Raw genomic sequence first — 26253 nt, forward strand, 5'->3', positions numbered from 1 at the left:
CCCTTCGTCCCTATACCAGTCGGTTCTCGATGAGATAGTTGGCGAGCTGTGTGCCTGCATCGCCCTCATCAACGATCTTCACGCCCGCGGCTCGGGCAGGCTTCTCGGCTACGGCGGTCATGATCGAGCGTGCCGCAGCCGGATCTTCGGCGTCGACGCCAAGATCCGCGAGCGAGACAACCTCGAGCGGCTTCTTCTTCGCGGCCATGATGCCCTTGAAGTTTGCGAAGCGCGCCTCTGGCAGCGCCTCGGTGATCGAGATCACGGCCGGCAAATCGGCGGAAACTTTCTGCAGCCCGCCATCAACAGGGCGTACGCCCGAAACTGCGGAGGCTGAGATCGCCACCTCGCTCAGGCCAGTGAGGCCCGGCACGCGCAGGTGTTCAGCGAGCATCGCGGGGATAGCGCCGCCCGAGCCGTCAGTTGAAGCGTTGCCAGCGATGACGAGGTCGAAACCCGCACGAGTGATCGCTTTCGCGAGCACCTCTGCGGTCAAGCCGAGGTCAGCCCCGAGCAACGCTTCGTCGACGACGTGCACCGCCGAGTGCGCGCCCATGCCGAGCGCTTTGCGGATCGAGCCGCTCGCCCCTTCGGGTGCGAGCGTCAGCACGACGACCTCGGTACCTTCGTTCGCGTCGGCGAAAGAGAGTGCCGCCTCAAGCGCGCGCTCGCCGATCTCGTCAAGAACGGTGTCGGAGGCTGCACGGTCTGCGATTCCGGTTTCAAGGTTCAGTTTGCGATCCCCGTATGTATCGGGAACCTCCTTGACCAGCACGACAATCTTCATCGATTCTCCTTAACTCGGCCTCGCGGCCTGAGATCTCGTTCGGGCCGCTGCGCCGCCCAGCGCCCGGGTAGAGCGCGTGATTTCCTCGTAAACGCATCATACGTGAGGGAATGCCTCAAAGTGGAAATTGTTGCGCGACCCACCTGATTCGCCCCTCGCACAGCCGGTTGGGCTGTGGTGTTCTGCTAGCCCCGCTCCTCCGGGCGCTCCGCCGCGGCGAGGGCCTCAGCGTCGGCGACGTATCCGTCTATGTGGCGCTCGTCGACACCGTTGTAGGCCGACAGTGGGCGGATGAGCGCGTTCGACGCCGTCTGCTCCATGATGTGCGCGGTCCAGCCAGTCACGCGCGAGGCGATGAACAGCGGCGTGAACGTGAGGGTGTCGAATCCGATGAGGTTGTACGCGGGGCCCGACGGGTAGTCGAGGTTCGGGTAGATGCCTTTTCGCGACACGAACTCCCCCTCGAGCGCGTCGTAGAGTGCAGCAACGTCAGGCCGGTCGTAGTGCTCAACGAGCGTGTCGAGCGCGGCCTTCATCGTCGGCACACGCGAGTCGCCACGCTTGTAGACCCTGTGCCCAAAGCCCATGATCTTTCGCTTTTCGGCGAGCGCCTCGTCGAGCCAAGCGGTGACCTTCTCGGCCTCGCCGATCTCGTCGAAGATATGCATCACTGCCTCGTTTGCGCCGCCGTGGAGCGGCCCCTTCAACGCTCCGATCGCGCCGACGACCGCCGAGTAGAGGTCAGACAGCGTCGAGGTAATGACGCGCGCAGTGAAGGTTGAGGCGTTGAACGAGTGCTCGGCGTACAGGGTCATCGAGCGGTTGAACGCATCGACGACGACCTCGTCAGCTTCCTCTCCGAAGGTCATCCATAGGAAGTTCGCCGCGTAGTCGAGGTCGTCGCGTGGCTCCACGAGTTCCTCACCCCGTCGGCGCCGCTGGCCGTAGGCGACGATCGCGGGCAGCGCAGCGTAGAGCCTCACGCTCCTGGCCAGGTTCTCTTCGGGGCTGCCTGCAGCGTCAAGCACAGATCCTGACCCCGACACGTCGGATGCGCCGATGACGCTGACCGCCGTACGCACCTCGTCCATCGGGTGCGCCGCAAGCGGCAGCAGATCGATCGCTGCCTTGACGTTGGCGGCGAGCGCTCGGTGCTTGCGCTCCTCCGCCCGCAACTCGGCAAGCTGAGCATCGCTCGGCAGCTCGCCGTTCCAGAGCAGGTACGCGACGGCCTCAAATGGCTGCGTAGCCGCGAGCTCCTGCACGGGATAGCCCCGATACAGCAGGCTATTGCTCTCTGGGTTGACCTTCGAAATCGCCGTGAAATCGGCGACGACCCCGGCGAGGCCCTTCTGAATCTGTGCTGCCTGGTTCTCAGTCACGGTAAGCTCCTTCGCTTGTGCTGCTGCGGGCGGTGAGAGCGCGGCTAGCGCTCCACCTCGAAATTGAACACGCTGGTGTCGAAGTGGTTGTACCCCTCGTAGTCAACCAGGTCGTAGAGGTCAGCGCGATGCTGCATCTCATCGAGCTTGGACTTCAGCGAGCCCTCCTCGATGATCGTGTCGAGCGCGCGGCCCGTCGCCCCCATCGAGATGCGGAGCATCGACACTGGCCAAATCACGATGTTCATGCCGACGTCGGCGAGCTGCTGCGTTGTGAATAGCTCGCTCTTGCCGAACTCAGTCATGTTCGCGAGCAGCGGCACGTCGACCGCGCCGCGGATCGCTTCGAACTCCTCGAGCGTGCGCATCGCCTCGGGGAAGATCGCGTCGGCGCCGGCGTCAACGAGCGCCTTCGCGCGATCCTTCGCGAGCTCGAGGCCGTGCGGGCCGTCGGCGGTCGCGCGAATGTCGGTGCGCGCCATGATGAGGAAGTTCTCGTCGCGCCTCGCGTCGCGCGCCGCGCGGATGCGCTTGGTCGCGGTGCCCTCGTCAACGACTGCCTTGCCATCGAGATGGCCGCAGCGCTTCGGGTTGATCTGATCCTCGATGTGCGCGCCTGCGAGGCCCGCGTTCTCGAGCTCCTGGATCGTGCGGGCGACGTTCATCGGCTCGCCGAAGCCGGTGTCTGCGTCGATGATCGCCGGCAGATCCGTCATCCGCGCGATCTGCTCGCCGCGGCCGGCGACCTCGGTGAGCGTCGTGAGGCCAATGTCGGGCAGGCCAAGATCAGCGGCGAGCACTGCGCCCGAGATGTAGACTCCCTCGAACCCCTTCTGCTCGATCATGCGGGCTGACAGCGGGTTGAACGCGCCTGGAAAGCGCAGCAGCTCCCCCGTAGCGAGCCGCTCGCGGAACAACCGGCGCTTCTCGGCCGGCGGTGTCTTGGAGTACAGCATTAGAAGAGTCCCTTCGGGGCGGAGGCGAGGTCGATGACGCCTGCCTTCGCAACGATGTTCAGCTCGCGCACCTCGTCGGCCGAGAGCTCGGGCAGGCGCTGCACGAGATCGAGGAATCGCTCGATCTCGGCGGGCTCGAGCACGGGCTCGGCCAGCAGACGGAACTTCGCGATGTAGTTGTCGCGGGCGAACGGTCGCGCGCCGAGCGGGTGCGCGTCTGCGACAGCGATCTCGTCGACAATCTTTGTGCCGTCGGCGAGCTCGATCTCGACGCGGCCGCCGAACGCCTTCTCGTCGGGATCCTCGGAGTGGTAGCGGCGCGTCCACTCGGCGTCCTCGGCCGTAGTGATCTTGTTCCACAGCTCGACGGTGTCGGCGCGGTGTGCGCGCTCCGGGGTGTACGAGTCGACGTGGTGCCAGCCGCCATCCTGCAGCGCGACCGCGAAGATGTACGGGATCGAGTGGTCGAGTGTTTCACGTGAAGCATTCGGGTCGTACTTCTGCGGGTCGTTCGCGCCCGAGCCGATGACGTAGTGCGTGTGGTGGCTCGTGTGCAGCACGACGCTCTTCACGTTCGCGACGTCGAGCAGCTCCGGGTGCTCGCCGTGCAGCTTGCGGGCGAGGTCGATCCAGGCCTGCGCCTGGTACTCGGCCGAGTGCTCCTTTGTATAGCTGTCGAGGATCGCCCGCTTCGGCTCACCCTTCGCAGGCAGCGGCACGGCGTACTTCGCGTCGGGGCCGTCAAGCATCCAGGCGATAACACCGTCCTCGCCTTCGTAGATCGGGCTCGGCGAGGTCTGACCGCGCATCGCGCGATCCACCGCCTCAACCGCCATCTTGCCGGCGAACGCGGGAGCGTGCGCCTTCCAGGTCGAAATCTCGCCCTTGCGCGACTGACGCGTCGCGGTGGTCGTGTGCAGGCCCTGGGCTACAGCCTGGTAAATCGTCTCGGTGTCGAGGCCGAGCAGCGTGCCGATGCCGGCGGCGGCCGACGGGCCGATGTGCGCGACGTGGTCGATCTTATGCTTGTGCAGGCAGATCGCGCGCACGAGGTCCATCTGGATCTCGTAGCCGGTTGCGATCGCACGAACGAGCGCTCGGCCGTCCTTGCCAACGTGCTGCGCGACAGCGAGGATCGGCGGGATATTGTCGCCTGGGTGCGAGTACTCGGCCGCGAGGAACGTGTCGTGGTAGTCGAGCTCGCGCACTGCAACGCCATTCGCCCAGGCCGCCCACTCGGGGCTCGTGCGCTCGGCGTCAAGGCCGAACACCGAGGCCCCCTTGCCGCCTGTGGAGACAGGGTGGCTGAGCGCCTGCGCACGGGAGGCGACGATGGGGCCGCGCGTGAGCGAAGCTGCGGCGACCGAGGCGTTGTCGATGATGCGGTTGATGATCATGTCGAGCACGTCGGCGTCGACCTCGACGGGGTCGACGGCGACCTCGGCGATCTTCCAAGCGAGCTGGTCTTCACGCTCAAGCGTCTCTTCGCTCTTGTATACGCGAACGTTGTGAATGACAGTCATAGTGTTGTCCCTTCAGACGGTGATGCTGTGCTGTGGATGTCGCCACTCACACCGGAGGTACCGAGCGACGCAAGAATCGCGGCGAGCGCGTTATGCAGGTGAACGTGTGTGGCGTGGGCCGCGAGCTCGCCGTCGCCGGCTGCGATTGCCCGGGCGATAAGCGTGTGCTCGGCGACCGAGGCTTGAAGTCTCGCGCGGTTGTCGCGTGCGAGCCGTCGGGCGCGGGCGAGGTGCGTGCGGATCGTGCGGAGCGCACTCGTGAAGTACTGGTTGTCGACGGCCTCGTCGAGCGCGGCATCGAAGCGGGCGATGAGCTCATAATAGGAATCAGCCGCCACTTCCCCGCTCTCGGGGTGGGCCGCCGCAAACGCATCGGCGAGCTCGCCAAACACAGCAGGATCACCCTTCGCGGCCGCAATCCTCGCGGTGTTCTCCTCAAGCGCGCGCCTGACCTCGAACAGTGCCCGGATGTCATCGGCTTCAAAGTCGGAGACGACAGTAACGCGCGGCGAGAGCTGGGCGGCGAGCCCATTCGAGATGAGCCTACCAATAGCCTCGCGGGCCGGCGTACGGCTCACGCCGAGGCGGGCCGCCTGCTCAACCTCACCGAGAACGGTCCCGGGCGCGAGCGCACCGCGCTGGATCTCCTCAAGGAGGGTCGCATACGCCCGATCGCTAGCTCGCACGACTCACCTCCGGTCACGACGCTTCAGTGCCGCCATCAGCTAGCGTATACACTCACGGGAGAAAAAGCGACCCCTGGTTCTCTTTAGTTCCAAGAATGCATACATTCTTGGCGCGTTGGTTATTGATTGGCAACGGCCCAGCAGCAGCTATCGCTACGGATTGACGTAGTTCAGGCGCCCAAACTGCGCCAATCCACAGAGAGCGCGGCGGGGAATGAAGTGTTCGGCCGGGTCAGCCGACGAGGCCATTGTCCTTGAGCCAGCCGGCGGCAATCTTCGCGGCCGGCGCCTGGTCCTGTGCGGACTTCGCTCCGAGCTGCTGCAGGTCCTCTGCGGTCAGCGCCGCGGAGACCTTATCAATGATGGCCGCAGCGTCTGCGTCCACCTTGTCGGAGACCACGGGCACCACGTGCGACGCGAGGAACAGCCCCTCCGGATCGGCGAGCACCACGAGGTCGCCGTCCGCGAAAACAGGGTCGGCCGAGTAGAGATCAACAATCTGCACCTGGCCGTCGCGCAGCGCCTTCACCGTGAGAGGCCCGCCCGAATCTTCAATGGGGGTGAAGGACACATCGACACCGTAGACGTCCTTGAGTCCTGTCGGACCGTAGGGGCGCTTCTCGAGTTCGGAGTTTCCGCCAAGGGTGAGATTCTCAACGCCAGCGAGGTCACCGATCTCGGTGAGATCGTGCTGCTTCGCAAACTCACTCGTCACGACATACGAATCCTGGTCGGAGGCCTCGGACTGTGCGAGCAGCCGCAGCCCGTCCGGCAGCGCAGTCTCGAGGGCGCTGTATACCTCGTCGGCCGAAGTCGCCGTCGCGTCGGCGTCGAGATACTGCAAGAGGTTGCCCGTGTACTCGGGGAACACGTCGATGGACCCGGCCTCGATCTCGGGCATGTAGACCTCGCGCTGACCGATGCGCAGCTGGCGGTCAACCGTGAACCCGCCGTCTTCGAGTGCTTGCGCGTAGAGTTCGGCGACGATCTCGTTGGAGTAGTAGTCCTGCGAGCCGACGACGAGCGTCTGGTTTGCGCCACCGTCGCTCCCGGAGCCCCCGGCCCCCTCCCCCTCGTCGAGCGGGTCGGCTGCCGCGCACGCGGAAAGCAGTGTCACCCCCGCGAGTGCGAGCGCGGCGAGCGCTCCGATCCGTCGTGGTGTGCGTGATGGTGTGTGCATCTTCGTCTCCCAATCAGGTTGTTGCAGTTGCGGTGGTGAACTTCGTGGCGGGTCAGTCTGTCAGGTGTTGCGCGAGTCGGTCGGCCGTTTCAGGGCCAGTGGGCGAGCTCCCAGCTGCGCTTTCCATGGCGGTGCCTCGCGCTGTCAGACGTGCGGCTGCGGCGCGCTGCAACGTGGCGAGCAGGATCTCGAGGATGAGCGCGAGCGCGATGACGAGGAGCGCGGCGCCGAGCATCTGCCCGTAGTCGCGGGTCTTCAGGCCGGTGAAGAGGTACCTGCCAAGACCGACGTCAGCCGTGTACGCGGCGAGCGTCGCCGTCGCGACGACCTGTAGCACCGCCGCACGTACTCCGCCAATAATGACAGGCAGTGCCAGCGGCACCTCGACCTGCCAAATCACCTGCGCGGGCCGCATCCCGATTGCACGTGCGGCTTGGGATGTCTCACTTGGAACCGCCTGCACGCCAGAGTAGGCTCCCGCAAGCAGCGATGGGATCGCGAGTACAACGAGCGCAATGAGCGGCGCCGAGAGTCCGATCCCAAACCACAGCGCGCACACCGTGAGCACGCCGAGCGTCGGCAGCGCCCTGGCGGCCCCCGTGACCGCGCCGATCGCGCCGACGCCGCGTCGAGTATGGCCGATGAGCACCCCAGTTGGAAGCGCGATGAGTGCCGCGATCCCGACGGCGAATACGGACACCCAGAGGTGTTCGCCGATGCGGGCCGGGATGCCGCTGGCGCCCACCCAGTTCGCACCGTCGGCGAGCCAGGCGAACGCGTCCGCGAAGAGCTTCATGCCGCCACCTTCCGCCAAGGCGTGAGCACGCGGCCGAGCAGCAGCAGCAGCCCGTCAAGGACGAGCGCGAGCACGATCGTCGCGACAATGCCCGTCAGCACCTCGCCGAATATCCCGCGCTGGAACCCGTCGGTGAGGAGCGTCCCCAGGCTCGAGACGCCGATCAACGCCCCAACAGTGACGAGGCTGATCGTCGACACCGCGACAACCCGCACCCCTGCGAGGATGACCGGAAGCGCGAGCGGCAGGTCGACACGCCAGAAAACCGAGATGCGCGAGAACCCGATCGCGAGCGAGGCGTCACGCACTGTCGTGTCGACCGATGCAAAGCCGTCAGCTGCGCTCCGGACAAGCAGTGCGACGCCATAGAGGGTGAGGGCGATGATCATGTTCGCGTCAGATCGCAGGGGAACCCCGACAAGCGCTGGGATGATGATCAGCAGTGGCAAGGCCGGAATCGCGTACAGCAGCGTCGCGACGCTCGAGAGCGCCCCACCGAACTTGCCGTACCTAAACGCGAGCCGCCCGATCGGGATCGCGATGAGGGTCGCGAGCAGGATCGCTGGGAGGCTCAGCTGCAGGTGGGCCCAGGCGAGGTCAATCACCTGCGGCCAGTTCTGCATGAGCCACTTCACTGCTCGATCACTCCGAGTGGTCTCCCGGCCGTGTCAAACACGATCCGTTTGCCATCGATCTCTCTCGTGGTGAGTTTGCGTGCCTCGGGTTGCCCGTCTGGGGTCTCCGTTCCGATGAAGTTGCGTACGAAATCGTCCGCGGGGCTCGCGAGAATATCTGCCGGTGTACCGCACTGGGCGACCTCGCCACCAGCGCGCAGCACAACGACCTCATCTCCGAGCCTGAAGGCTTCATCGATGTCGTGGGTCACGAACAGAATCGTTTTGCCGAGCTCGCGCTGCAGTCTGCCGAGCTCAGCCTGTAGCTCGCGCCGCACGATCGGGTCGACCGCCCCAAACGGCTCGTCCATCAGCAAGATGTTTGGATCAGGCACGAGGGCGCGAGCGACTCCGACGCGTTGCTGCTGCCCGCCCGAGAGCTGCGCCGGAAAACGTCGCCCGAGGTCGGCGCTCAAGCCCACACGTTCGAGCATCTCGTTCGCGAGAGCGCGTGCTTTTGCCTTCGGGGTGCCGTTCAAGACAGCGACTGTCGCCACATTGTCGAGCACCGAGCGGTGCGGAAGCAGCCCGCCCTGCTGCAACACGTAGCCGATCGAGCGCCGCAGTCTGACAGGGTCTGTCGCCGAGACGTCTTGGTCATCGATCCACACAGTTCCGCTCGTCGGGTCGACCATGCGGTTCACCATGCGCAGCAGCGTGGTTTTGCCGCTTCCTGAGGAGCCGACAAACACCGTCGTCTGGTGCGACGGAATTGTCAGCGAGAACTCCCCGACCGCCCGCGTGCCGTCGGGATACGTCTTGGTGACAGCATCGAATCGAATCATCCGCTACCACCCCCCAAGGTTCGTCGGGTGCTGATGCACCCCGGTTGGAACTGTGCCCAAACCTAGCACCCGCCCCCGACAAACCGAGCTGAAAATCAGGTAAAAGCTACTTCGGTCCCATGCGAAGGGCGCCGTCCATGCGGATGGTCTCGCCGTTCAGGTAGTCGTGTTCGGCAATCATCACGACAAGCTGCGCGAACTCGTCAGGCCGGGCGAGCCGCGCCGGGAACGGGACCGAAGCCGACAGTGAGGCGTTGACTTCCGGGCCAAGCGCTTCGAGCAGAGGCGTCGCCACGATGCCCGGAGCGATCGTGTTCACGCGAATGCCGTTGCGGGCAAGGTCGCGCGCGGCAGTGATGCCCATGCCGACAACTGCGCCCTTCGAAGCGGCGTACGCAATCTGCCCGATCTGTCCCTCGTACGCCGCGACCGATGCCGTGTTCACGATGAGGCCACGCTGGCCCGACTCGTCAACCGCGTCCTGCTCAGCCATGATCTCGGCCGCGAGGCGCAGCACGTTGAAGGTGCCAGTGACATTGATATCAAGCGTGCGCTTGAACGTCTCGAGATCGTGCACACCCTTCGACGAAAGGATACGCTTCGCCGGCGCAATGCCCGCGCAGTTCACGACGAGGCGGATCGGAGGCTCGCCAGCGTGCAGCTTCAGCGCTGCAGCGACATCCTCCTCGCTCGTCACGTCGGCAGCGACGTAGCGAACTCCAGGCGCGGGCTCCCCCGCCTTTTCAATCGAAGCCGCGAGATCGAGGCCGACGACGGTTGCTCCTCGACTTGCGAGGAGCGCGGCAGTCGCCGCCCCCAACCCCGATGCCGCACCGGTAATGACTGCGGTAGTTTCTTCAAGCTGCATAGTGCTTCCTCGTCTCTCGGCCGCCATGGCCGTCACGATCGGCGCGCTCCACAATTCACTTCGGAGCGGCACAGGTGTTCACGCTGTACAGCCGATCCTAGGCGCATCGGGTGCGCCACCGTGCACAGTCTCGCGGCTGAGCACTAGTCAAGCAGCAGCGCAGGCTCCTCGAGCACCGAGGCGACGTCGGCGACAAAACGAGAAATCACGTCGCCGTCAACAACGCGGTGGTCGAACGATCCACCGACTGTCGTCACCATCCGTGGCCGCACCTGGCCGTCGACAACCCAAGGCTTTTCCTTGATGGTGCCCATCGCCATGATTGCGACCTCGCCAGGGTTCAAGATTGGCGTGCCGAAATCCATCCCAAATACGCCGATGTTCGTCAGGGTGATAGTGCCCTGTTGCATCTCCTCGGGCTTCGTGCGGCCCTCGCGCGCAGTGATTGTGAGCTGCTCGATGGCCTGGGCGAGCTCCCGCAAGCTGAGCTCCTGGGCCTCCTTGATGTTCGGCACGATGAGCCCGCGCGGGGTCGCAGCGGCGATACCGAGGTTCACGAAGTGGTGGCGGATGATTTCGGTCTCGGTGAAAGTCGAGTTGATTTCGGGGTTTCGGCGAATCGCCCACAGCATCGCCTTCGCGAAGATGAGAAGCGGCGACACCTTAATTCCGGCGAAGTCTGTCGAGGTCTTCAGACGCCGCACAAACTCCATCGTGCGCGTCGCGTCGACGTCGGTGAAGACGCCAACGTGGGGCGCCTCGAACGCGCTCGTCACCATTGCCTTCGCGATCTGCTTGCGCATGCCCTTGAGCGGGATCCGCTCCTCGCGAACTGCAGGCACCTCAGGCGTTGAAAGGTTGCGGAACAGGCTCGCCTGCGACCCATGGCGCACCACGTCGTCGCGGAGGATCTCGCCACCAATTCCCGTGCCTGAGACCTCAGTGAGGTCGACGCCGAGATCCTTCGCGAGCTTCCGGATCGGGGGCTTCGCGATCACCGGCGACGCAGCGGCGACTGGAATCGGAGGCGTCGACAGCAGCGGCTCGCCCCCACTCCGGCGTCGCGAACGGACCTTGCCGGCGGTGCCATACCCCACCAGCACCGCACCGCCCTCATCGTCGGCGGCTGCGCCAGGTTCGGCGGGCTTCGCCGACGCGCCTGACGGGGCCGGAGCAGCCGGCGTCGCGGGAGCAGCCTCGGCGGGCTTCGCCGGCGCGTCCGCACCGGGATCCTGATCCGCTGCGCCCTCGGCCCGCACGCGCATGATCGGCTGACCGACCGGGACAGTCTCCCCCACCTCGGCGAGGAGCTCCGTGACGACGCCCGTGAACGGCGACGGCAACTCGACGAGCGACTTGGCGGTCTCGATCTCACAGATCACCTGATTGAGCACGACCGTGTCGCCAGGCGCGACCTGCCAGATGACAATCTCTGCCTCGGTGAGGCCTTCACCGACATCGGGAAGGGGGAACGTCATGTCGCTCATCGAAGGCTCCTTTGGGTTGCTTCGTGGTCAGTAATTGTGTTCGTCCCGACGTGCGGGCAGGGGTGCGGCCGCGGCGGACCGTCAGTAGTGCATCGTGCGGTCGACTGCTTCGAGGATACGGTCTGCGTCGGGCAGGAACATTCCCTCGAGCCTGGCAGGCGGGAACGGCACGTCGTAGCCCGAGACGCGTAGCACGGGCGCCTGGAGCGAGTAGAACGCGTGCTCGGCCACGTGCGCGGCGAGTTCGCTGCCCAAGCTGACGTTGCCCGAAGCCTCCTGCGCAACGACGAGGCGCCCCGTCTTCCGCACTGACTCGAGTAGCGGCGCGTAGTCGACTGGCGAGATGCTGCGGAGGTCGACGACCTCGATGCTCGTGCCCTCGGCACGCGCGACCTCGGCGGCCTCAAGCGCGGCGGTGACCATTGCGCCGAACGCGACGATCGTGCAGTCGGTTCCCTCACGGGCGACCCGGCTGTCGTGCAACTGCGCGGTCGGAGCGGTCGGATCGACCTCACCCTTCATCCAGTACTTTGCCTTCGGCTCGAAGAACAGCACTGGATCCTGCGACTGGATCGCCTGCTGGATCATCCAGTAGGCGTCGTTTGGCGTTGAGGGAGCGACGACTCGCAGGCCCGGGGTGTGCGCGAAGTACGCTTCGGGGCTCTCCTGGTGGTGCTCGACGGCGCCGATGTGCCCGCCGTACGGGACGCGAATGACGATCGGCATCGGCACCTTGCCGTCGTGCCGGTTCGTGATCTTCGCGAGCTGCGTCACGATCTGATTGAACGCGGGGAAGATGAAGCCTTCGAACTGGATCTCGATGACCGGACGGTAGCCGCGCATCGCAAGCCCGATGGCGTTGCCGACGATGCCTGCCTCCGCGAGCGGGGTGTCGAGCACGCGCGCCGATCCAAAATCGGCCTGAAGCTTGTCGGTGACACGGAAGACGCCGCCCAGGGGGCCGATGTCCTCGCCCATGAGCAAGACCTTCTCGTCGGCGGCCATCGCGGCCCGCAAGCCCTCGTTGATGGCTCGCGCGATCGGCAGCTCCGTGCGCTCGGTGAGCGTCTGGACGCTGGGCGCCGTGGATGTTGCTACTGCACCGGTCATGCTGAAATCTCCTCGCCGGCCTCGAATGAAGATTCGTAGCGTTCGAGCCAGGCACGCTGCTCTTCGATGCGCGGGTGCGCCTCGGTGTACACGTTCGCGAACATCGAGTCGGCGTCAGGCGGCGGCAACTGCAGGATCGCGTCGCGCACGCGCTTCGCCTCTCGATCGGCGACCTCGGCCACCTCGGCAAAGAATGCGTCGTCGACTCCCTGCTCACGCAGGTAAGCCTCCATGCGCGCGACCGGGTCGCGATCTCGCCACTCCTCGAGTTCCGACTTCTCACGGTAGCGCGTCGGGTCGTCACTCGTCGTGTGTGCCCCGATCCGGTAGGTCAGTGCCTCGATGTAGCCCGGGCCTGCCCCCTCGCGCGCGAGGCGCATGAACCTGCGGCCGACGGCGTACGCGGCGAGCGGGTCGTTGCCGTCGATCTGCACAGCGCGGATGCCGAAACCGAGTGCGCGGCGGTACAGCGGGGTACGGCTCTGCCGCTCGAACGGCACCGAGATCGCCCAGCCGTTGTTTTGGACAACGAAGACCGCCGGGGTCTGGTAGCTCGCCGCGAAGATCATAGCTTCGTTCGCGTCGCCCTGGCTCGATGTGCCATCGCCGTAGAACGCCATTGTCGCTTCGCCTGTCGCGATGCCCCGCTCGCCAGCGTCCATCGCCGCAGTGCCGACCCGGAGCTTCGCGTCGAGCAGCTGCCCAAGTGCGTATCCGCTCGCGTGCTGCGCCTGCGCGGCAAGCACGAGAGTGTACAGGTGGAAGTTGCCGTTCGCGGGATCCGTGACATCCCACCCGCCGTGCGTGAAGCCACGGAACAGTTTCAGCAGTTCAACAAAGCTCACGCCGCGCACCTTCGCGACGGTGTGCTCGCGGTATGCGGGGAAGATGTGATCCTGCGGCTCGGTGGCGTGCGCGAGGCCGACCTGGCAGCCCTCTTGCCCGATGCTTGGAACCCACAGGGCGAGCTGCCCTTGGCGCTGCAGGTGGGTCGCCTCCGTGTCGAACGCACGGGTTTCGACCATGTCGCGGTACCACTGCTTGAAATCTTCGATACCAACGCCGTCAAGCTCCGCTGCGTAGTCTGCTGCGGAGCTTGACGGGGAGTACCGACCTTCGGCGTCTAGGAAGCGAATCGGCTCTGGATCCACCATGTTAACGGCGAGCTTTGGGGTCTGGCTCATAGTGCTCAAGTGTAGTGAGAGGGGTCATTCCGACTGGGATATATCAACGTCGGCGCTAGTGGCCGACGCACAGCGATTGCTGCAAGAATTGGTGCATGCGGTCAATCATGCGAGTACTTGTCAGCACGTTCGCGCTGTGGCTCACGACGCTCATCGTCGGCGGGTCGGGCCCGCGCGGGTTCTGGATCGAGCCGATCAATGACGACCCGTACTCCCCCATCATCACGATGCTCCTCGTCGCGCTCGTGTTCGGCCTCGTGAACGGCACGCTCGGCAAGGTCGTGCGCATCGTGTCGATTCCGCTCTACATCATCACGCTCGGCCTGTTCGGCCTCATCGTGAACGGAATTCTCATCTCGGTCATCGCATGGCTCTCCGGTCTCGCCGGTTTCGGGCTGCACGTCGATGGCTTCTGGTGGGGTGTACTCGGCGCGATCGTGATGTCGGTGCTCGCGAGCATCATGAACGGTCTGCTCGGCACGAATCGCAAGCGCAAGCGCTAACGACCGCCCCGCTGATGACACGGGGTCATCGGCGACACCTCGAGGCCCGCGATTGAACGTCGCGCGGCGCTGTTCGGCGCGCCCTCCGACACGGAGTCACACGAAACCGCGCGAAGTTTTCCACACCGTATCCACAACCACTCCACAACCTATCCACCGACTTATCAACAGGGTGTTGAACAGCTCGAACCCTTATTACACAACGATAATTACACCGTTGTCATTCGATCTGTGCATAGTTATCCACATTCGCGATCCCGTGAAATGTGCACAGTTGCCCTCATGGGAGAATGGTCGGGTACGTTCACCCGCAACTCACACAACGGAGAACCCATGACCAGCCTGCCCCCGCAGCCCATCAGCCCCCTCGACGGACGCTATCGGAAGGCGGTCGAAGGGCTTGGCGACACCCTCTCCGAGGCCGGGCTGAACAAGGCTCGCGTACACGTCGAGGTCGAATGGCTCGCCTACCTGACCACGCACTCGCTACTCGGTGGGACACCGATGGGCGACGCGCAGCTCGCAGCATTGCGCGAGTGGGCGCAGAACTTCGGCCAGGCCGAGATCGACGAGCTAGCCGAGACCGAGAAGACCACCCAGCACGACGTGAAGGCCGTGGAGTATCTCGTCCGAGCACGTCTCGAGGCGCAGGGACTCGGTCACCTCGCAGAGCTCACCCACGTGTGCTGCACGAGTGAAGACATCAACAACCTCTCGTACGCGCTTACCGTCAAGCAGGCTGTCGCAGACGTGTGGCGCCCGAAGTTCGTCGCAGTCATCGACGAACTCGAGCGCCAGGCTCAGAACTACAAAGACCTCGCGATGATGAGCCGCACGCATGGCCAGCCTGCGACCCCCACCACGCTTGGCAAGGAGCTTGCGGTCTTCGTACACAGGCTCCGCCGCCAGCTGCGCCAGATCGATCAGATCGAGTACCTCGGGAAATTCTCGGGCGCGACGGGCACGTTCGCAGCGCACCTCGCTGCAGACCCGAGTGCTGACTGGGAAACGATCTCCCGCGAGTTCGTCGAGGGGCTTGGCCTGACCTGGAACCCACTCACGACCCAGATCGAGTCACACGACTGGCAGGCCGAGCTCTACTCGCGCATGGCGCACGCCAACCGCATCCTGCACAACCTTGCGACAGACGTGTGGAGCTACATCTCGATCGGCTACTTCCGCCAGACCCCCGTCGCGGGCGCGACGGGCTCCTCGACGATGCCGCACAAGGTCAATCCGATCCGGTTCGAGAACGCCGAGGCCAACCTGGAGCTCTCCAACGCGCTGCTCGACTCGCTCGCAGAGACGCTCGTCACGAGCCGCTGGCAGCGCGACCTCACCGATTCGTCGGCGCAGCGCAACATTGGCGTCGCGTTCGGGCATTCGGTGCTCGCACTCGACAACATCCTCAAGGGGCTCGGACAGATCGACGCGGCCCCCGAGGTACTTGCGGCGGATCTCGACGCGAACTGGGAGGTACTCGGCGAGGCGATTCAGACAGTGATCCGCGCGGAGGTGACCGCAGGCCGCTCCACGATCAGCGACCCGTACGCCGCGCTCAAGGATCTCACACGGGGCCGCCGCATCGGCCAGGCCGAGCTCGTCGTGTTCGTTCAGGGCCTCGAAATCGGAGACGAGGCGAAGCAGCGCCTGCTCGCGCTCACGCCCGCAGGCTACGTCGGCAGCGCGGCACAACTTCTCAGCTACCTCTGACGCGGTGAGGCTTGCCGGTGTCCCGGCTCTGCGCCAGGGTTGAAGTATGAGTCAGCAGGCACGCTTTGAACGCGAACGCACGATGTACCGGTTTACCGCACGCGAAGTTACGGTGCAGGCCATCTCGCGGCCAGTACCGGCGATCGCTCGCGTGACGCTCGCCGGGCCCGACCTGTATGACTTCGAGTCGACGGGGCCCGGCGACCACGCGAAGATCTTCTTCCCGCACCCCTTCACGGGAGAACTCGTCGCACCCGTCGCGGCTGGCCCCGGCGAGGACGGTATCGTCCGGCCCGACGGCCAGACGTTCGGCCGCGACTTCACGCCGCTCAACGTTCGGGATGAAGCCGGAGGGCGCGTCTTCGACCTTGACTTCTTCCTGCACGACGACCCCGGACCGGCATCCGCGTGGGCGGAGCGCGCAGCGGTCGGAGACCGCATCGTCGTCGTCGGGCCACGCGGCACCCAGAGCGTTCCGACGGGCATCGCGTCACTGCTCTGCCTCGTTGATCCGACTGCGCTGCCCGCAACCGTACGCTGGATCAACGCGCTGCCCGAGGACACTGAGGTCGAGGTGATCGCCGACGTCGACTACGACGCCCTCGACTGGGTAGAAGAGTACCTCCGCGAGGGAACCGGACGCGAAATCCTCGTGCGCGAGCCGCTCGGTGGCCTCGATCAGGCCCTGCTCGACAGCGAGATCACGGACGAGACCTTCGTGTTCGCCGCCGGTGATGCGAACCGCCTCATCCCGCTCCGGCGCGTGATCCGCGACGAGCTCGGGCTCCCCCGCGCGCAGTACCAGATCAGCGGCTATTGGCGGCGTGGTGAGGCGAACTTCGACCATCACGGGCCGATCGACCCGAGCGATCCGGAGTCGATCGAGGACTAGCCGCTCCCGCGCAGACAGAGGCCCGGGGTGTCCGCAGACGCAGACGCCCCGGGCCAATTTCTGCTCAGCGTGTGGCCTAGTGCCAGTCGCCCTCGGGCTTCTTCAGGTCCTTGCGAGCCTCGAGGTCTTCGTCGCTGGGCTTGCCGCCGAGGCCGAGCAGGGCCACGAACAGCAGCGACACGATGAACGCGATGGCTGTAAAGATGAGGGCGAGCACGATGGAGCGCGACGCCATGAGGACGATGAGACCCGCGAACACCGCGAGCACTCCCGAGAAGCCCAGTAGTTCGAGGGGCTTGAGGCGATCACGACGCGACGGGTTCATCGGTTCCTGGGGCGTGTGGTCTGAGGGGTTAGTCATCGGTCGCTTTCTACGATTCGGCTAGGACATTGGCGGCGTGCAGATCCGCCTAGGCATTGACAGTCGACCCCTGGTTCAGCGGGTCGGCGTCGGCTGCGGTTCGCGTGTCGAACGACGCGATCCCGAGGAAGACTCCGGCAATGATTGCGTACGCGCCGAAGAACCCAATCACGGCGACGAGGTCTCCCCGCGCAAGCAGCACGGTCACGGCGAGCAGAATGCCTGCCGCCCCAATGAGCGCAGCATCCTGCCGCGTTCCCGGCTGCACGACCATGGCGACAAACTCGAGCAGGGCAGTCACCAGTGCCCAGGCCGCAATCACGACAGCGAACGCGAGCTCGGTGCTGAGCACTGTGAGAAAGACCGCCGCGGCAACCGAGATAGTCCCAAGCGCGACCGCGATGGCGCCGCCGCCGCGCGCGCGACGCTGAAGCGCCTCGACAATGTGCACGATCCCGATCGCGACAAGGGCCGCGACAACGACCGCGAGGTCAAAGGCGAATCGTTCGTGGAAAGTCGCGCTGAAAGTAACGACGAGACCAACGGTGAGCAAGAGCACAGCTCGAAGGACGCGTACCCATTTCGGTGGGAGGAGTGCCGTGCCTGACGGTCGCGATACGGTGCCTTCGGCGATTGACATTGTGCTCCCTCCCTGCCTCGTGGATTGTATCTTGTCTCGCTGCGAAAGATCGTGGGAGCGAGCTCGCTACATTCCCTGGGGCATGTCCTGGAAGCGCGAGTAGTGGCCCTGGAAGGCAACGGTGACAGTGCCGGTGGGCCCGTTACGCTGCTTCGCCAGAATGAAGTCAGCCTCGCCAGCGCGCGGATGGTCGCGGTCGCTTGCAGCCTCACGGTGAAGCAGGATCACCATGTCGGCGTCTTGCTCGAGCGAGCCCGACTCGCGAAGGTCGCTGATCGCGGGCATCTTGTCGGCACGCTGCTCAGACGCACGGTTGAGCTGGGACAGCGCGATGACCGGGACGTCAAGCTCTTTCGAGAGCAGCTTCAGCGCACGCGAGAACTCGCTGACCTCCTGCTGTCGGCTCTCAACTTTCTTACCGCTTGACAGCAGCTGCAGGTAGTCAATGACGACCATCTTGAGGCCGTGCTGCTGCTTCAGCCGTCGGCACTTCGCACGGATCTCAACGAGCGTGAGGTTCGGGCTGTCGTCAATGTACAGCGGCGACTCTGAGATGCGCGCCTGCGTGGCCGCGAGCTTTTGGAAGTCGCGGCTGTCGAGGGCGCCCTTACGCAGGGTCTGCATCGGGATGGAAGCTTCGGCCGCGAGCAAACGCATCGCGATCTCGGCGCGACCCATCTCGAGCGAGAAGAAGACCGTCGGAGCCAGGGCGTGCACGGAGGCGTGGCGGGCCACGTCGAGCGCAAGCGTTGACTTACCCATCGCGGGTCGCGCGGCGATGATGATCATCTGGCCGCCGGCAAAACCATTCGTCATCGCATCGAGCTCGCTGAAGCCGGTTGGCACTCCGAGCATGCCGTCTGGCTGCGAGGTCGCCTTGTGGATCTCCTCCATCGCGGCATCCACTGCGAGCGAGAGCGGCACGTAGTCTTCGCTCTGCGACTCACCCGTGACGCCATAAATCTCTGACTGGGCGACATTCACAAGGTCGAGAGCTTCACCCTCGCCCGCGTATCCCATCTGCACGATGCGGGTACCGGCCTCGACGAGGCGGCGAAGGAGCGCCTTCTCGCCCACGATGTCCGCATAGAAACCCGCGTTGGCGGCGGTCGGAACGATGCTCGTCAGTGTGTGGAGGTACTCGGCGCCACCCGCCCGCTGCAGATCGCCAGACTTTGAAAGCGCGTCGGTGACGGTGATAACGTCGGTCGGCTCGCCCTGGGAGTAAAGCGACAGCACCGACTCGTAGATAACTTCGTGCTTTGGCACGTAGAAGTCTGAGCCGCGCAGCACACCAGTGACGTCAGCCACAGCGTCCTTGGACAGCAGCATGCCACCGATCGCGCTCTGCTCCGCGAGCAGGTCGTATGGCGGGGTGCGCTCGTAATCGCCGCCGCGCTGTTCTTCGTCAGGCGACGCGATACCCAGGTGTGCGATGGACAAGCTGTATTGCTCCTTCGGTGAGGCCTAACCTCGTTACCTTCTGATGACATACCAGACCTCAGACATTCACCGTAGGTGCAGTGTCCGTATGGCTCAAATGCGCGGGTTGTCCACCTGTGGATAACCATGTGGAGAAGCGACGAAGAATCGCCAGAACTTGTCCACACGAGTGGGGATAACTTGTGGACAGATTCTCGACTTTTCCCGAAACCCGCCGTCTGATCTGGGGTTTATTGTTTCCACACAATCAAAGTTATTCAACCTTAAAGTACAACTTGAATGTTGCCGGAACTCCGGGCGTGTGGACAACTCTGTCCGCCAATTGGGAAGGTGCAGCGTGCTGCAGCTGTGGACCGCAACGCGCGCTGTTCACGAAGCGTTCATCGGCGCCAACGCGCGCCACAAGGCCCGTTCAGCGGCCCAGAAGAGGCCCGCTAGGGCTGACCACCAGAAACGCCGCCAGAAGGCGTACAGGGCGCCGTGTACGGACCTCGGCATCTGGGGAACTCACCTCACACAACAAAGCGGGGCCGGTTCCAAAATGGAACCGGCCCCGCTTGTGAGCGTGAAAACGCTTAGCGCTGCGTGATGACCTGGAGGGTCACCTCTGCGTCGACACCCTCGTGAAGGTGGATCGTCGCCTTGTACTCGCCGGTCGACTTGATCGACGGAAGCGAGATCTTGCGCTTGTCGACCTCGCCAATGCCAGCCTCTGACACGGCAGCTGCAACTGCAGCCGGCTTGATTGCGCCGAAGAGTCGCCCGCCAACCCCAGCCTTGGAGTGGAGACGGATCTTGCCAGCCTCGAGCGACGCCTTGAGTGCCTGCGCGTCCTCAACCGAAGCGAGAGCGCGTGCCTCGCGAGCAGCCTGCAGCTGTGCAACCTGAGCCGCGCCACCGCGGGTCCAGTGCACTGCGTAGCCCTGCGGTACGAGGTAGTTGCGAGCGTAGCCAGTCTTGACGTCTACGACGTCACCGGCAGAACCGAGGCCACGGACCTCGTGCGTGAGAATTACTTTCGCCATGATGCTCTCTCCTTAGCGGCCGGAACCGGCGTAGGGGAGGAGAGCCATCTCGCGGGCATTCTTCACTGCCTTCGCGATCAAACGCTGCTCCTGAACGGATACGCCGGTGATGCGGCGGGCGCGGATCTTTCCACGCTCTGAAATGAACTTGCGAAGCGTCTGGACGTCCTTGTAATCAATGACGCCAACGGTCTGCTTCTTTGCGGGTGCTGCCGCCTTCGCGTTCTTGCCGCGAGCCGGCTTGCGGCTTGCACCGCTTGACTTGCCTGCCATGTTGGTCTCTTTTCGTAATGCGTCCCGGTACGCGCCCGGAACAAAATTGCTGTCTTAGAAGGGCTGCTCGTCGTCGAACCCGCCACCGAAATCGGAGGAGTTGTTCGACGCGGATCCGCCCTGGCCCGAATTGGTCCAGGGGTTATCCTGCTGCTGCTGGGGCTGTGCCCAGCCCGACTGACCCTGGGGCTGACCGCCACCAGCGCCACCGAAGCCGCCAACCTGCCCACGCGCAGCGCCTCGCGTCACCTGTGCGGTGGCGAAGCGGAGCGACGGCCCAACCTCTTCGACCTCAAGGTCGAGTGAGGTGCGCTGCTGGCCCTGGTTGTCGGTGTAGCTGCGCTGGGTCAGGCGACCCTGCACAATGACTCGCATGCCCTTCGTGAGCGAAGCCGCAATATTGTCGGCGTACTCACCGTAAGCGCGGCAGCCAAGCCACAGCGCTTCGCCGTCCGACCAGTCGCCGGACTGGCGATCGCGCACGCGCGGGGTCGAGGCGATACGGAAGGTCACCCACGACTTGCCGGCCTGACTCACGCGAGGCTCGGGATCGGCAACAAGGTTGCCGACGACAGTGATCAGCGGCTCTCCGGCCATGAGTTATGCACTCGCCTTCGCAGCAGCGCGAGCTGCCTTAGCCTGGTCACGCTTCGACTGAGCTGCACGCTGAGCGATGAGCTCGTCTGCGCGGAGCACCTTCGTGCGGAGAACAGCCTCAGAGATACCGAGCTGACGATCGAGCTCAGCGGTAGCCTCGGGGGTCGCGGTGAAGTTCACCACAACGTAGATGCCCTCGGCCTGCTTGTTGATCTCGTATGCCAGGCGACGCTTGCCCCAGATGTCGACGTTCTCGATCTCGCCATTCGCGTTCGTAATGACGGAGAGGAACTTCTCCATGCTAGGAGCCACGGTGCGCTCGTCGATACCGGGATCGAGGATCACCATGAGTTCGTAAGGATGCATTACTGACCCACCTCCTTCGGACTTCACGGCCACAGGATTTCTGTGACAGGAGGGTGTTTTTGCATCGTGCCTGAGCCCCAAACCGAATGTTCGGCGCACAGACAACCTAAGAAGCCTACCATCTTCAGCCCTAAAGTGGAGCCATGCGGATCGCTCTCATCTCGATGCACACGTCTCCATCGGAAATTCCCGGCTCTGGTGACGCTGGTGGGATGAACGTTGTCGTCGCAGAAGCCGCCCGTGCCCTCGGGGCGCGGGGGCACGAGGTCGTCGTCGCGACCCGAGCGACGGAGGCGCTTGCTGCCGGGGAGTATCAGCTCTTGAGCGATGACTCTCACGGCGCACCTGTGACGCTCGTCGCCCTCACAGCGGGCCCGCCACAGCTGTCGAAGGCCGAGATGCCGGGCGTGACATCTGAGTTCGCGGTCGAGCTCCGCCGCCTGGGCAGCTTCGATGCCGTGCATGCGCACTACTGGCTCAGCGGTATCGCCGCGCGTGAAGCCTGGGCGGCGGGCGGAACAGGAATTGCCGTGACGTTCCACACGATTGCCGCGCAAAAGAACGCCAACCTAGCCGCCGGCGATTCACCGGAGCCGGAAGCGCGCCTCGCGGGGGAGCGGCTACTCGCGGAAACGAGCTTCGTCATCGCCGGTAGCCAAAGCGAGCTCAGTGGGGTGATCGACTGGTACGGGGCGCCACGCGCCGGCGGTTCGGTCGTGCACCCCGGCGTCGATACTCGGCTCTTCAGCCCGCGAGCGCAGGGCGCAGTGGGTCGGGCAAGCGCGGGGTTCGAACCGCTCCGAGGAGATCGCACGCTGGGCGTTGAGCCGCACCGCATCACAGTGCTTGGCAGAATCCAGCCGCTCAAAGGCCAAGATCTCGCTGTTCGGGCTGCGGGGGAGCTGGCGAGGCGCGATCCTGAACTCTTCGCCCATACCGAGTGGGTGATTGCGGGCGAGCCCACACCGGGCGCAGAAGGCTACGCGGCGGATCTGCGCGTGCTCGCCGATCGAGAAGGAGTTCTGGATCGCTTCAGGTTTCTCCCCGCCCAGTCTCGGGCAGACGCCGCGGGATTGCTTGCCTCAAGCACACTCGTTCTCGTGCCCTCCCACTCGGAAACATTCGGGCTCACCGCGCTTGAGGCCGGCGCCTGCGGTGTACCGGTCGTCGCCGCCGGGCACACTGGCCTGGTTGAGGCAGTACCCCACGATGTTGCCGGGATCCATCTTGGCGACCGCGATCCAGCTACCTGGGCCGCTGCGATTGCCACTCTGCTACACGACGACGCGCGCCGGGCCCGGCTCGGCGCAAGCGCGCGGGCTCACGCAGTCAGTCACGACTGGCGAGCGCACGCCGCGGCGCTTGAGCGCTGCTACTCGCAGCTCGCGCGCTGACCCTCGCCCAACGCTCCCAAAGCTCCCAAAGCTCCCAAAGCTCCCAACGAGTGTTGGCAGTTGTGGTCGCTTGGCGCAAGCTCAAGCGACCACAACTGCCAACTCTGGAAGCTCGGCCGGACAGGCCGGAAGGCGGGGCGGCCGGGTATGCCGGGTAAGCGGGCGAGCCGGCGTACGCGCCGAGCCTGCCAATACTGCCTAGGCGCCGGCGATAAATGCCTCGAGCTCGGCTCGGGCCTCCTCGTCAGGCTTCTGCACCGGCGGGGACTTCATAAAGTACGCCGACGCGGCCTCGACCGGTCCGCCGTGCCCGCGGTCGAGTGCGACCTTCGCGGTGCGGATCGCGTCGATCATCGTGCCTGCCGAGTTGGGGGAGTCCCACACCTCAAGCTTGTATTCGAGCATCATCGGCACATCGCCGAACCCGCGGCCTTCGAGACGTACGAAAGCGAACTTGCGATCCTCAAGCCACGGCACATGGTCGCTCGGCCCGACGTGGACGTCCTCTGCCGGAAGATCTGCCGAGATGTTCGAGGTAACTGCCTGCGTCTTCGAGATCTTCTTCGAGTGCAGGCGGCTGCGCTCAAGCATGTTCTTGAAGTCCATGTTGCCGCCGACATTCAGCTGATAGGTGTGGTCAAGCGCGATGCCACGGCTTTCGAGCAGACGGGCGAGCACACGGTGGGTGATCGTCGCCCCAACCTGGCTCTTAATATCGTCTCCAACGATTGGCAGCCCTGCCTCGGTGAACTTTGCCGCCCACTCGGGGTCGCTTGCGACGAACACAGGAATGGCGTTGACGAACGCAACACCAGCTTCAAGTGCTGCCTGCGCGTAAAACTTCACTGCTTCCTCGCTGCCGACTGGCAGATAGCATGCGAGCACCTCAGCGCCAGAGTCGCGCAGTGCCTGCGCGACATCGACGGGTGTTGCGGTCGACTCGACAACCTCGTCGCGGTAGTACATGCCAAGGCCGTCGTACGTCGGAGCGCGGAGCACCTCGAGGCCAATGTGGGGCACATCCGAGAACTTGATCGTGTTGTTGCGCCCGGCCCAAATAGCCTCAGAGAGGTCTTTTCCGACCTTCTCTGCGTCGACGTCGAATGCCGCAACGAACTCAAGATCAGACACGTGGTACCCGCCGAGGCGAACGTGCATGAGCCCGGGAACCTCGGCGTCATCTGCGGCGTCGCGGTAGTACTCGACACCCTGCACGAGCGAACTCACGCAGTTTCCAATTCCCGCGAGGGCAACCTTCACACTCATCGAAACCCCATATTTCTCTCTCCGGCGGCCAATAGGCCCAACCGTCTAGTGTAATCGCCCAGGCTGGGCGTTCATCCTGCGCCGCGAACGGCGAACATGGCTACCCGGGATGTCGGAGCCGGAATGCTTCAACAGGCGAGATCGCCTGGCGCTGCCCGCCAACATGGACGATCTCGTCGCCTTCGACCGTCAGCTGAGTCGCGTACGCCCGCAGCGCGACGACTTTTCTCCCAAGCCACGGCGCCACGTCGTGTGCCTCGGTTGTTCCTCCGTCGGTCCCAGTATCGGGCTCGTCGACCGTGTCAATGTCAGTCACGATCTCCCAGAACGGAAGATCAAGCGCGATCGCGACGGCGCGCGCGATCCGGTGCGCATGGACGTGGTCCGGATGACCGTAGCCACCCCCGTCGTCGTAGCTCACAATCGCCCCTGCACCGGCCTCGTTCGCCGCGGCGAAGAGGTCGTTCAAAGACTCGACCGCAGGCACAACCGTGAGCGCGTCAACGGTTGCGTCGGCGCTGGGCCCGGCTTGCCCGGAGGCAAGCCACTCCATCCCTGAATCCTCGTAGATCGTCGGCTGGAGCCCCTCGGCCCGCGCCGGCGCAACTCCAAGAAACGCATGACGTTCGACCCCGAGCATCGCGAGCGCGGCAGAAAGCTCGGCTTGCCTGTGCGGGGCGAGGCCGTCTGTCCCTGCCAGGTGGGCGAGTGGGCCGTCAACAACTTCGCCGCGCTCGCCCCTGGTGAGCGTGACAACGAGTGGCTCGCGCCCGGCTTCAGACAGCGCGGCGAGCGTGCCGCCAGTCGTAATCGTCTCGTCGTCGGGATGAGCGTGCACGAACATCACGCGTGTCGCGCCCGAAAACCACTGTGCAGGATCTGTAGTCACGCTAGCCCTAACTCTCTGCGCCCTCGGTCTGTTCCCGATACCAAGACAGAAGTCTCTCTGCCGCAGCTTCCTCCCCGATGACCCCCTCGTCGAGGCGGAGTTCAAGGAGGAAAGAGTACGCGCGGCCCACGAGGGGGCCAGGCGGAATCTCGAGCAGTCGCATGATCGCGGCGCCATCAAGCTCCGGGCGCACGGCGGCGAGCTGCTCCTCTTCGGCAAGCGCCGCGATACGACGTTCAATGTCGTCGTACGCATGTTCAAGACGCTCGGCCTTGCGCCGGTTACGCGTCGTCACATCCGCGCGGGTGAGGATGTGCAGCTGTTCGAGTTCTCCGCCCGCGTCCCTGACGTAGCGGCGCACCGCCGAGTCGGTCCACTGCTGATCGCTGTAGCCGAAGAATCGAAGGTGAAGTTCCACGAGCCGCGCCACCCGCTTGATCGTCGTGTTATCGAAACGCAGCTCACGCAGGCGTTTGCGTGTCAGCTTCGCGCCGACAATGTCGTGGTGGTGAAAAGTGACACCGCCGTGCTCAAATCGCCTCGTCGCTGGCTTGCCGATGTCGTGCAACAGCGCTGCGAGACGCACAACGAGGTCAGGCACAAACGGTTGACCTGAGTCACCCGCGTGCCGAGAGTGCTCGAGCTCAATGGCCTGAGTCAGCACCGTCAAGCTGTGCTCATACACGTCTTTGTGCCTGCCATGGTCGTCCTGCGTCGTGACGAGAGCGACAAGCTCGGGCAGGAACCGCTCGGCGAGCCCCGTGTCAACAAGGAGCCGGATGCCAGGAACCGGATCGGTGGTGAGCAGGAGCTTCGTGAATTCATCGCGCACCCGCTCCGCGGAGATGATGTCGAGCCTGTCAGCAAACCGCACCATCGCGGCTTCGGTCTCTTCGGCAACCTCGAACCCAAGCTGCGAGGCAAACCTCGCCGCACGCAGCATTCGGAGCGGATCGTCGGTGAACGATGCTTCCGCCGAGGCAGGGGTGACGATGCGTCCGGCCACGAGGTCCTCGACACCGCCCGACACATCGACAAGCCGAAGCTCAGGAAGCATGAGGGCAAGCGCGTTGATTGTAAAGTCGCGTCGAACAAGGTCGCCATCAATGGAGTCGCCGAAGCTCACCTCGGGCTTGCGCGAGTCGTCGCGGTAGGTCTCGGCACGATAGGTGGTGATCTCCACCTGTTCGCCGAAGATCTGCGCAGCAATCGTGCCAAAGTCTCGGCCGATGTCCCAGATGTTGTTGGTAAGCGTCTCCAAGATCGCACGCGTCTGCTCCGGTCGCGCCGAAGTCGTGAAGTCGAGGTCTGTAACGCGGCGACCTAACATCGCGTCGCGCACTGGACCGCCAACCAGCGCGAATTCAAACCCGGCCTCCGCGAACGCCGTCGCAAGGGTGGCAACGGGCCGCGACTCGGCGATTCGGCGAAGTTCGATCATTGATTCGGCAAGAGAAAGCACCCACTCAGGGT

Annotated in this window: 27 protein-coding genes; 4 read left to right on the forward strand and 23 right to left on the reverse strand. The window is 64.6% G+C overall.

What is annotated here, in order from left to right:
* Positions 1 to 10 precede the first annotated feature (10 nt).
* The 13 genes from KI794_RS16030 to KI794_RS16090 all read right to left on the reverse strand — a co-directional run bounded on the left by KI794_RS16030 (position 11) and on the right by KI794_RS16090 (position 13418).
* Complete coding sequence (locus KI794_RS16030) at positions 11 to 787, reverse strand: electron transfer flavoprotein subunit beta/FixA family protein (protein WP_119285447.1); 777 nt, start codon at positions 785 to 787, stop codon at positions 11 to 13.
* 185 nt (positions 788 to 972) lie between these two features.
* Positions 973 to 2169: a bifunctional 2-methylcitrate synthase/citrate synthase gene (locus tag KI794_RS16035; protein WP_119285446.1), complete on the reverse strand. Its 1197-nt coding sequence runs from the start codon at positions 2167 to 2169 to the stop codon at positions 973 to 975.
* 44 nt (positions 2170 to 2213) lie between these two features.
* Positions 2214 to 3125: a methylisocitrate lyase gene (prpB, locus tag KI794_RS16040; RefSeq protein ID WP_255808648.1), complete on the reverse strand. Its 912-nt coding sequence runs from the start codon at positions 3123 to 3125 to the stop codon at positions 2214 to 2216.
* Entirely contained in the window at positions 3125 to 4648 is a 1524-nt protein-coding gene (locus tag KI794_RS16045) for an MmgE/PrpD family protein (RefSeq protein ID WP_119285444.1), read from the reverse strand. The genes prpB and KI794_RS16045 overlap by 1 nt, the downstream gene beginning before the upstream one ends.
* Entirely contained in the window at positions 4645 to 5334 is a 690-nt protein-coding gene (locus KI794_RS16050; RefSeq protein ID WP_119285443.1) for a GntR family transcriptional regulator, read from the reverse strand. The genes KI794_RS16045 and KI794_RS16050 overlap by 4 nt, the downstream gene beginning before the upstream one ends.
* A 232-nt stretch (positions 5335 to 5566) precedes the next feature.
* Complete coding sequence (locus KI794_RS16055; protein ID WP_255808649.1) at positions 5567 to 6514, reverse strand: ABC transporter substrate-binding protein; 948 nt, start codon at positions 6512 to 6514, stop codon at positions 5567 to 5569.
* A 52-nt stretch (positions 6515 to 6566) separates the two neighbouring features.
* Complete coding sequence (locus KI794_RS16060) at positions 6567 to 7310, reverse strand: ABC transporter permease (protein WP_255808650.1); 744 nt, start codon at positions 7308 to 7310, stop codon at positions 6567 to 6569.
* Positions 7307 to 7933 carry an ABC transporter permease gene (locus KI794_RS16065; protein ID WP_255808651.1) on the reverse strand — a complete coding sequence of 209 codons (627 nt, stop codon included), beginning with the start codon at positions 7931 to 7933 and terminating at the stop codon, positions 7307 to 7309. The genes KI794_RS16060 and KI794_RS16065 overlap by 4 nt, the downstream gene beginning before the upstream one ends.
* A gap of 8 nt (positions 7934 to 7941) precedes the next feature.
* A complete protein-coding gene (locus KI794_RS16070; protein ID WP_119285439.1) occupies positions 7942 to 8769 on the reverse strand; it encodes an ABC transporter ATP-binding protein in 828 nt (275 codons plus the stop codon).
* Positions 8770 to 8875: 106 nt separating this feature from the next.
* Complete coding sequence (locus KI794_RS16075) at positions 8876 to 9637, reverse strand: SDR family NAD(P)-dependent oxidoreductase (protein ID WP_119285438.1); 762 nt, start codon at positions 9635 to 9637, stop codon at positions 8876 to 8878.
* A 143-nt stretch (positions 9638 to 9780) separates the two neighbouring features.
* Positions 9781 to 11124 carry a dihydrolipoamide acetyltransferase family protein gene (locus KI794_RS16080; protein ID WP_255808652.1) on the reverse strand — a complete coding sequence of 448 codons (1344 nt, stop codon included), beginning with the start codon at positions 11122 to 11124 and terminating at the stop codon, positions 9781 to 9783.
* Between the two features lie 81 nt (positions 11125 to 11205).
* On the reverse strand, positions 11206 to 12234 hold the full coding sequence (locus KI794_RS16085) for an alpha-ketoacid dehydrogenase subunit beta (RefSeq protein WP_119285436.1): 1029 nt from the start codon (positions 12232 to 12234) through the stop codon (positions 11206 to 11208).
* A complete protein-coding gene (locus KI794_RS16090; protein ID WP_255808653.1) occupies positions 12231 to 13418 on the reverse strand; it encodes a thiamine pyrophosphate-dependent enzyme in 1188 nt (395 codons plus the stop codon). The genes KI794_RS16085 and KI794_RS16090 overlap by 4 nt, the downstream gene beginning before the upstream one ends.
* Before the next feature lie 95 nt (positions 13419 to 13513).
* Here KI794_RS16090 and KI794_RS16095 point away from each other — a divergent pair, with 95 nt between their 5' ends.
* The 3 genes from KI794_RS16095 to KI794_RS16105 all read left to right on the forward strand — a co-directional run bounded on the left by KI794_RS16095 (position 13514) and on the right by KI794_RS16105 (position 16526).
* Complete coding sequence (locus KI794_RS16095) at positions 13514 to 13921, forward strand: phage holin family protein (protein WP_119285434.1); 408 nt, start codon at positions 13514 to 13516, stop codon at positions 13919 to 13921.
* A 333-nt stretch (positions 13922 to 14254) separates the two neighbouring features.
* Entirely contained in the window at positions 14255 to 15634 is a 1380-nt protein-coding gene (gene purB, locus KI794_RS16100) for an adenylosuccinate lyase (protein ID WP_255808654.1), read from the forward strand.
* A gap of 46 nt (positions 15635 to 15680) precedes the next feature.
* A complete protein-coding gene (locus KI794_RS16105; protein ID WP_119285432.1) occupies positions 15681 to 16526 on the forward strand; it encodes a siderophore-interacting protein in 846 nt (281 codons plus the stop codon).
* Between the two features lie 76 nt (positions 16527 to 16602).
* On the opposite strand, the gene KI794_RS16110 is transcribed toward KI794_RS16105, so the two are convergent.
* The 7 genes from KI794_RS16110 to rpsF all read right to left on the reverse strand — a co-directional run bounded on the left by KI794_RS16110 (position 16603) and on the right by rpsF (position 21231).
* The gene (locus KI794_RS16110; protein WP_119285431.1) at positions 16603 to 16887 is read right to left on the reverse strand and encodes an ABC transporter ATP-binding protein; all 285 of its coding nucleotides are present in this window, start codon (positions 16885 to 16887) and stop codon (positions 16603 to 16605) included.
* A 49-nt stretch (positions 16888 to 16936) separates the two neighbouring features.
* Entirely contained in the window at positions 16937 to 17527 is a 591-nt protein-coding gene (locus KI794_RS16115) for a hypothetical protein (RefSeq protein ID WP_255808655.1), read from the reverse strand.
* A gap of 66 nt (positions 17528 to 17593) precedes the next feature.
* Entirely contained in the window at positions 17594 to 18970 is a 1377-nt protein-coding gene (gene dnaB, locus KI794_RS16120) for a replicative DNA helicase (RefSeq protein ID WP_119285429.1), read from the reverse strand.
* 575 nt (positions 18971 to 19545) lie between these two features.
* Complete coding sequence (gene rplI, locus KI794_RS16125; RefSeq protein ID WP_121074850.1) at positions 19546 to 19995, reverse strand: 50S ribosomal protein L9; 450 nt, start codon at positions 19993 to 19995, stop codon at positions 19546 to 19548.
* Between the two features lie 12 nt (positions 19996 to 20007).
* Complete coding sequence (rpsR, locus tag KI794_RS16130) at positions 20008 to 20268, reverse strand: 30S ribosomal protein S18 (RefSeq protein ID WP_042545452.1); 261 nt, start codon at positions 20266 to 20268, stop codon at positions 20008 to 20010.
* A gap of 54 nt (positions 20269 to 20322) precedes the next feature.
* Complete coding sequence (ssb, locus tag KI794_RS16135) at positions 20323 to 20865, reverse strand: single-stranded DNA-binding protein (protein ID WP_119285426.1); 543 nt, start codon at positions 20863 to 20865, stop codon at positions 20323 to 20325.
* Between the two features lie 3 nt (positions 20866 to 20868).
* Entirely contained in the window at positions 20869 to 21231 is a 363-nt protein-coding gene (rpsF, locus tag KI794_RS16140; protein ID WP_119285425.1) for a 30S ribosomal protein S6, read from the reverse strand.
* Between the two features lie 143 nt (positions 21232 to 21374).
* On the opposite strand from rpsF, the gene KI794_RS16145 reads away from it, so the two are divergent.
* The gene (locus KI794_RS16145) at positions 21375 to 22625 is read left to right on the forward strand and encodes a glycosyltransferase (RefSeq protein WP_119285424.1); all 1251 of its coding nucleotides are present in this window, start codon (positions 21375 to 21377) and stop codon (positions 22623 to 22625) included.
* Positions 22626 to 22823: 198 nt separating this feature from the next.
* Here KI794_RS16145 and KI794_RS16150 read toward each other — a convergent pair whose 3' ends face one another.
* The 3 genes from KI794_RS16150 to KI794_RS16160 all read right to left on the reverse strand — a co-directional run bounded on the left by KI794_RS16150 (position 22824) and on the right by KI794_RS16160 (position 26221).
* Positions 22824 to 23891: an inositol-3-phosphate synthase gene (locus KI794_RS16150; protein WP_119285423.1), complete on the reverse strand. Its 1068-nt coding sequence runs from the start codon at positions 23889 to 23891 to the stop codon at positions 22824 to 22826.
* A gap of 100 nt (positions 23892 to 23991) precedes the next feature.
* On the reverse strand, positions 23992 to 24780 hold the full coding sequence (locus KI794_RS16155; protein ID WP_255808656.1) for a PIG-L family deacetylase: 789 nt from the start codon (positions 24778 to 24780) through the stop codon (positions 23992 to 23994).
* 7 nt (positions 24781 to 24787) lie between these two features.
* Positions 24788 to 26221: a CCA tRNA nucleotidyltransferase gene (locus KI794_RS16160; protein ID WP_119285421.1), complete on the reverse strand. Its 1434-nt coding sequence runs from the start codon at positions 26219 to 26221 to the stop codon at positions 24788 to 24790.
* Positions 26222 to 26253: the final 32 nt, after the last annotated feature.

The sequence above is a fragment of the Leucobacter aridicollis genome (assembly GCF_024399335.1).
Classification (GTDB): Bacteria; Actinomycetota; Actinomycetes; order Actinomycetales; family Microbacteriaceae; genus Leucobacter; species Leucobacter aridicollis_A.

Coding starts and splice junctions, on each gene's coding strand:
- KI794_RS16030 (WP_119285447.1), bottom strand. CDS start 787: ATGAAGATTGTCGTGCTGGTCAAGGAGGTTCCCGATACATACGGGGAT.
- prpB (WP_255808648.1), bottom strand. CDS start 3,125: ATGCTGTACTCCAAGACACCGCCGGCCGAGAAGCGCCGGTTGTTCCGC.
- KI794_RS16045 (WP_119285444.1), bottom strand. CDS start 4,648: ATGACTGTCATTCACAACGTTCGCGTATACAAGAGCGAAGAGACGCTT.
- KI794_RS16055 (WP_255808649.1), bottom strand. CDS start 6,514: ATGCACACACCATCACGCACACCACGACGGATCGGAGCGCTCGCCGCG.
- KI794_RS16060 (WP_255808650.1), bottom strand. CDS start 7,310: ATGAAGCTCTTCGCGGACGCGTTCGCCTGGCTCGCCGACGGTGCGAAC.
- KI794_RS16065 (WP_255808651.1), bottom strand. CDS start 7,933: ATGCAGAACTGGCCGCAGGTGATTGACCTCGCCTGGGCCCACCTGCAG.
- KI794_RS16070 (WP_119285439.1), bottom strand. CDS start 8,769: ATGATTCGATTCGATGCTGTCACCAAGACGTATCCCGACGGCACGCGG.
- KI794_RS16075 (WP_119285438.1), bottom strand. CDS start 9,637: ATGCAGCTTGAAGAAACTACCGCAGTCATTACCGGTGCGGCATCGGGG.
- KI794_RS16080 (WP_255808652.1), bottom strand. CDS start 11,124: ATGAGCGACATGACGTTCCCCCTTCCCGATGTCGGTGAAGGCCTCACC.
- KI794_RS16085 (WP_119285436.1), bottom strand. CDS start 12,234: ATGACCGGTGCAGTAGCAACATCCACGGCGCCCAGCGTCCAGACGCTC.
- KI794_RS16090 (WP_255808653.1), bottom strand. CDS start 13,418: ATGAGCCAGACCCCAAAGCTCGCCGTTAACATGGTGGATCCAGAGCCG.
- KI794_RS16095 (WP_119285434.1), top strand. CDS start 13,514: ATGCGGTCAATCATGCGAGTACTTGTCAGCACGTTCGCGCTGTGGCTC.
- purB (WP_255808654.1), top strand. CDS start 14,255: ATGACCAGCCTGCCCCCGCAGCCCATCAGCCCCCTCGACGGACGCTAT.
- KI794_RS16105 (WP_119285432.1), top strand. CDS start 15,681: ATGAGTCAGCAGGCACGCTTTGAACGCGAACGCACGATGTACCGGTTT.
- KI794_RS16110 (WP_119285431.1), bottom strand. CDS start 16,887: ATGACTAACCCCTCAGACCACACGCCCCAGGAACCGATGAACCCGTCG.
- KI794_RS16115 (WP_255808655.1), bottom strand. CDS start 17,527: ATGTCAATCGCCGAAGGCACCGTATCGCGACCGTCAGGCACGGCACTC.
- rplI (WP_121074850.1), bottom strand. CDS start 19,995: ATGGCGAAAGTAATTCTCACGCACGAGGTCCGTGGCCTCGGTTCTGCC.
- rpsR (WP_042545452.1), bottom strand. CDS start 20,268: ATGGCAGGCAAGTCAAGCGGTGCAAGCCGCAAGCCGGCTCGCGGCAAG.
- ssb (WP_119285426.1), bottom strand. CDS start 20,865: ATGGCCGGAGAGCCGCTGATCACTGTCGTCGGCAACCTTGTTGCCGAT.
- rpsF (WP_119285425.1), bottom strand. CDS start 21,231: ATGCATCCTTACGAACTCATGGTGATCCTCGATCCCGGTATCGACGAG.
- KI794_RS16145 (WP_119285424.1), top strand. CDS start 21,375: ATGCGGATCGCTCTCATCTCGATGCACACGTCTCCATCGGAAATTCCC.
- KI794_RS16150 (WP_119285423.1), bottom strand. CDS start 23,891: ATGAGTGTGAAGGTTGCCCTCGCGGGAATTGGAAACTGCGTGAGTTCG.
- KI794_RS16160 (WP_119285421.1), bottom strand. CDS start 26,221: ATGATCGAACTTCGCCGAATCGCCGAGTCGCGGCCCGTTGCCACCCTT.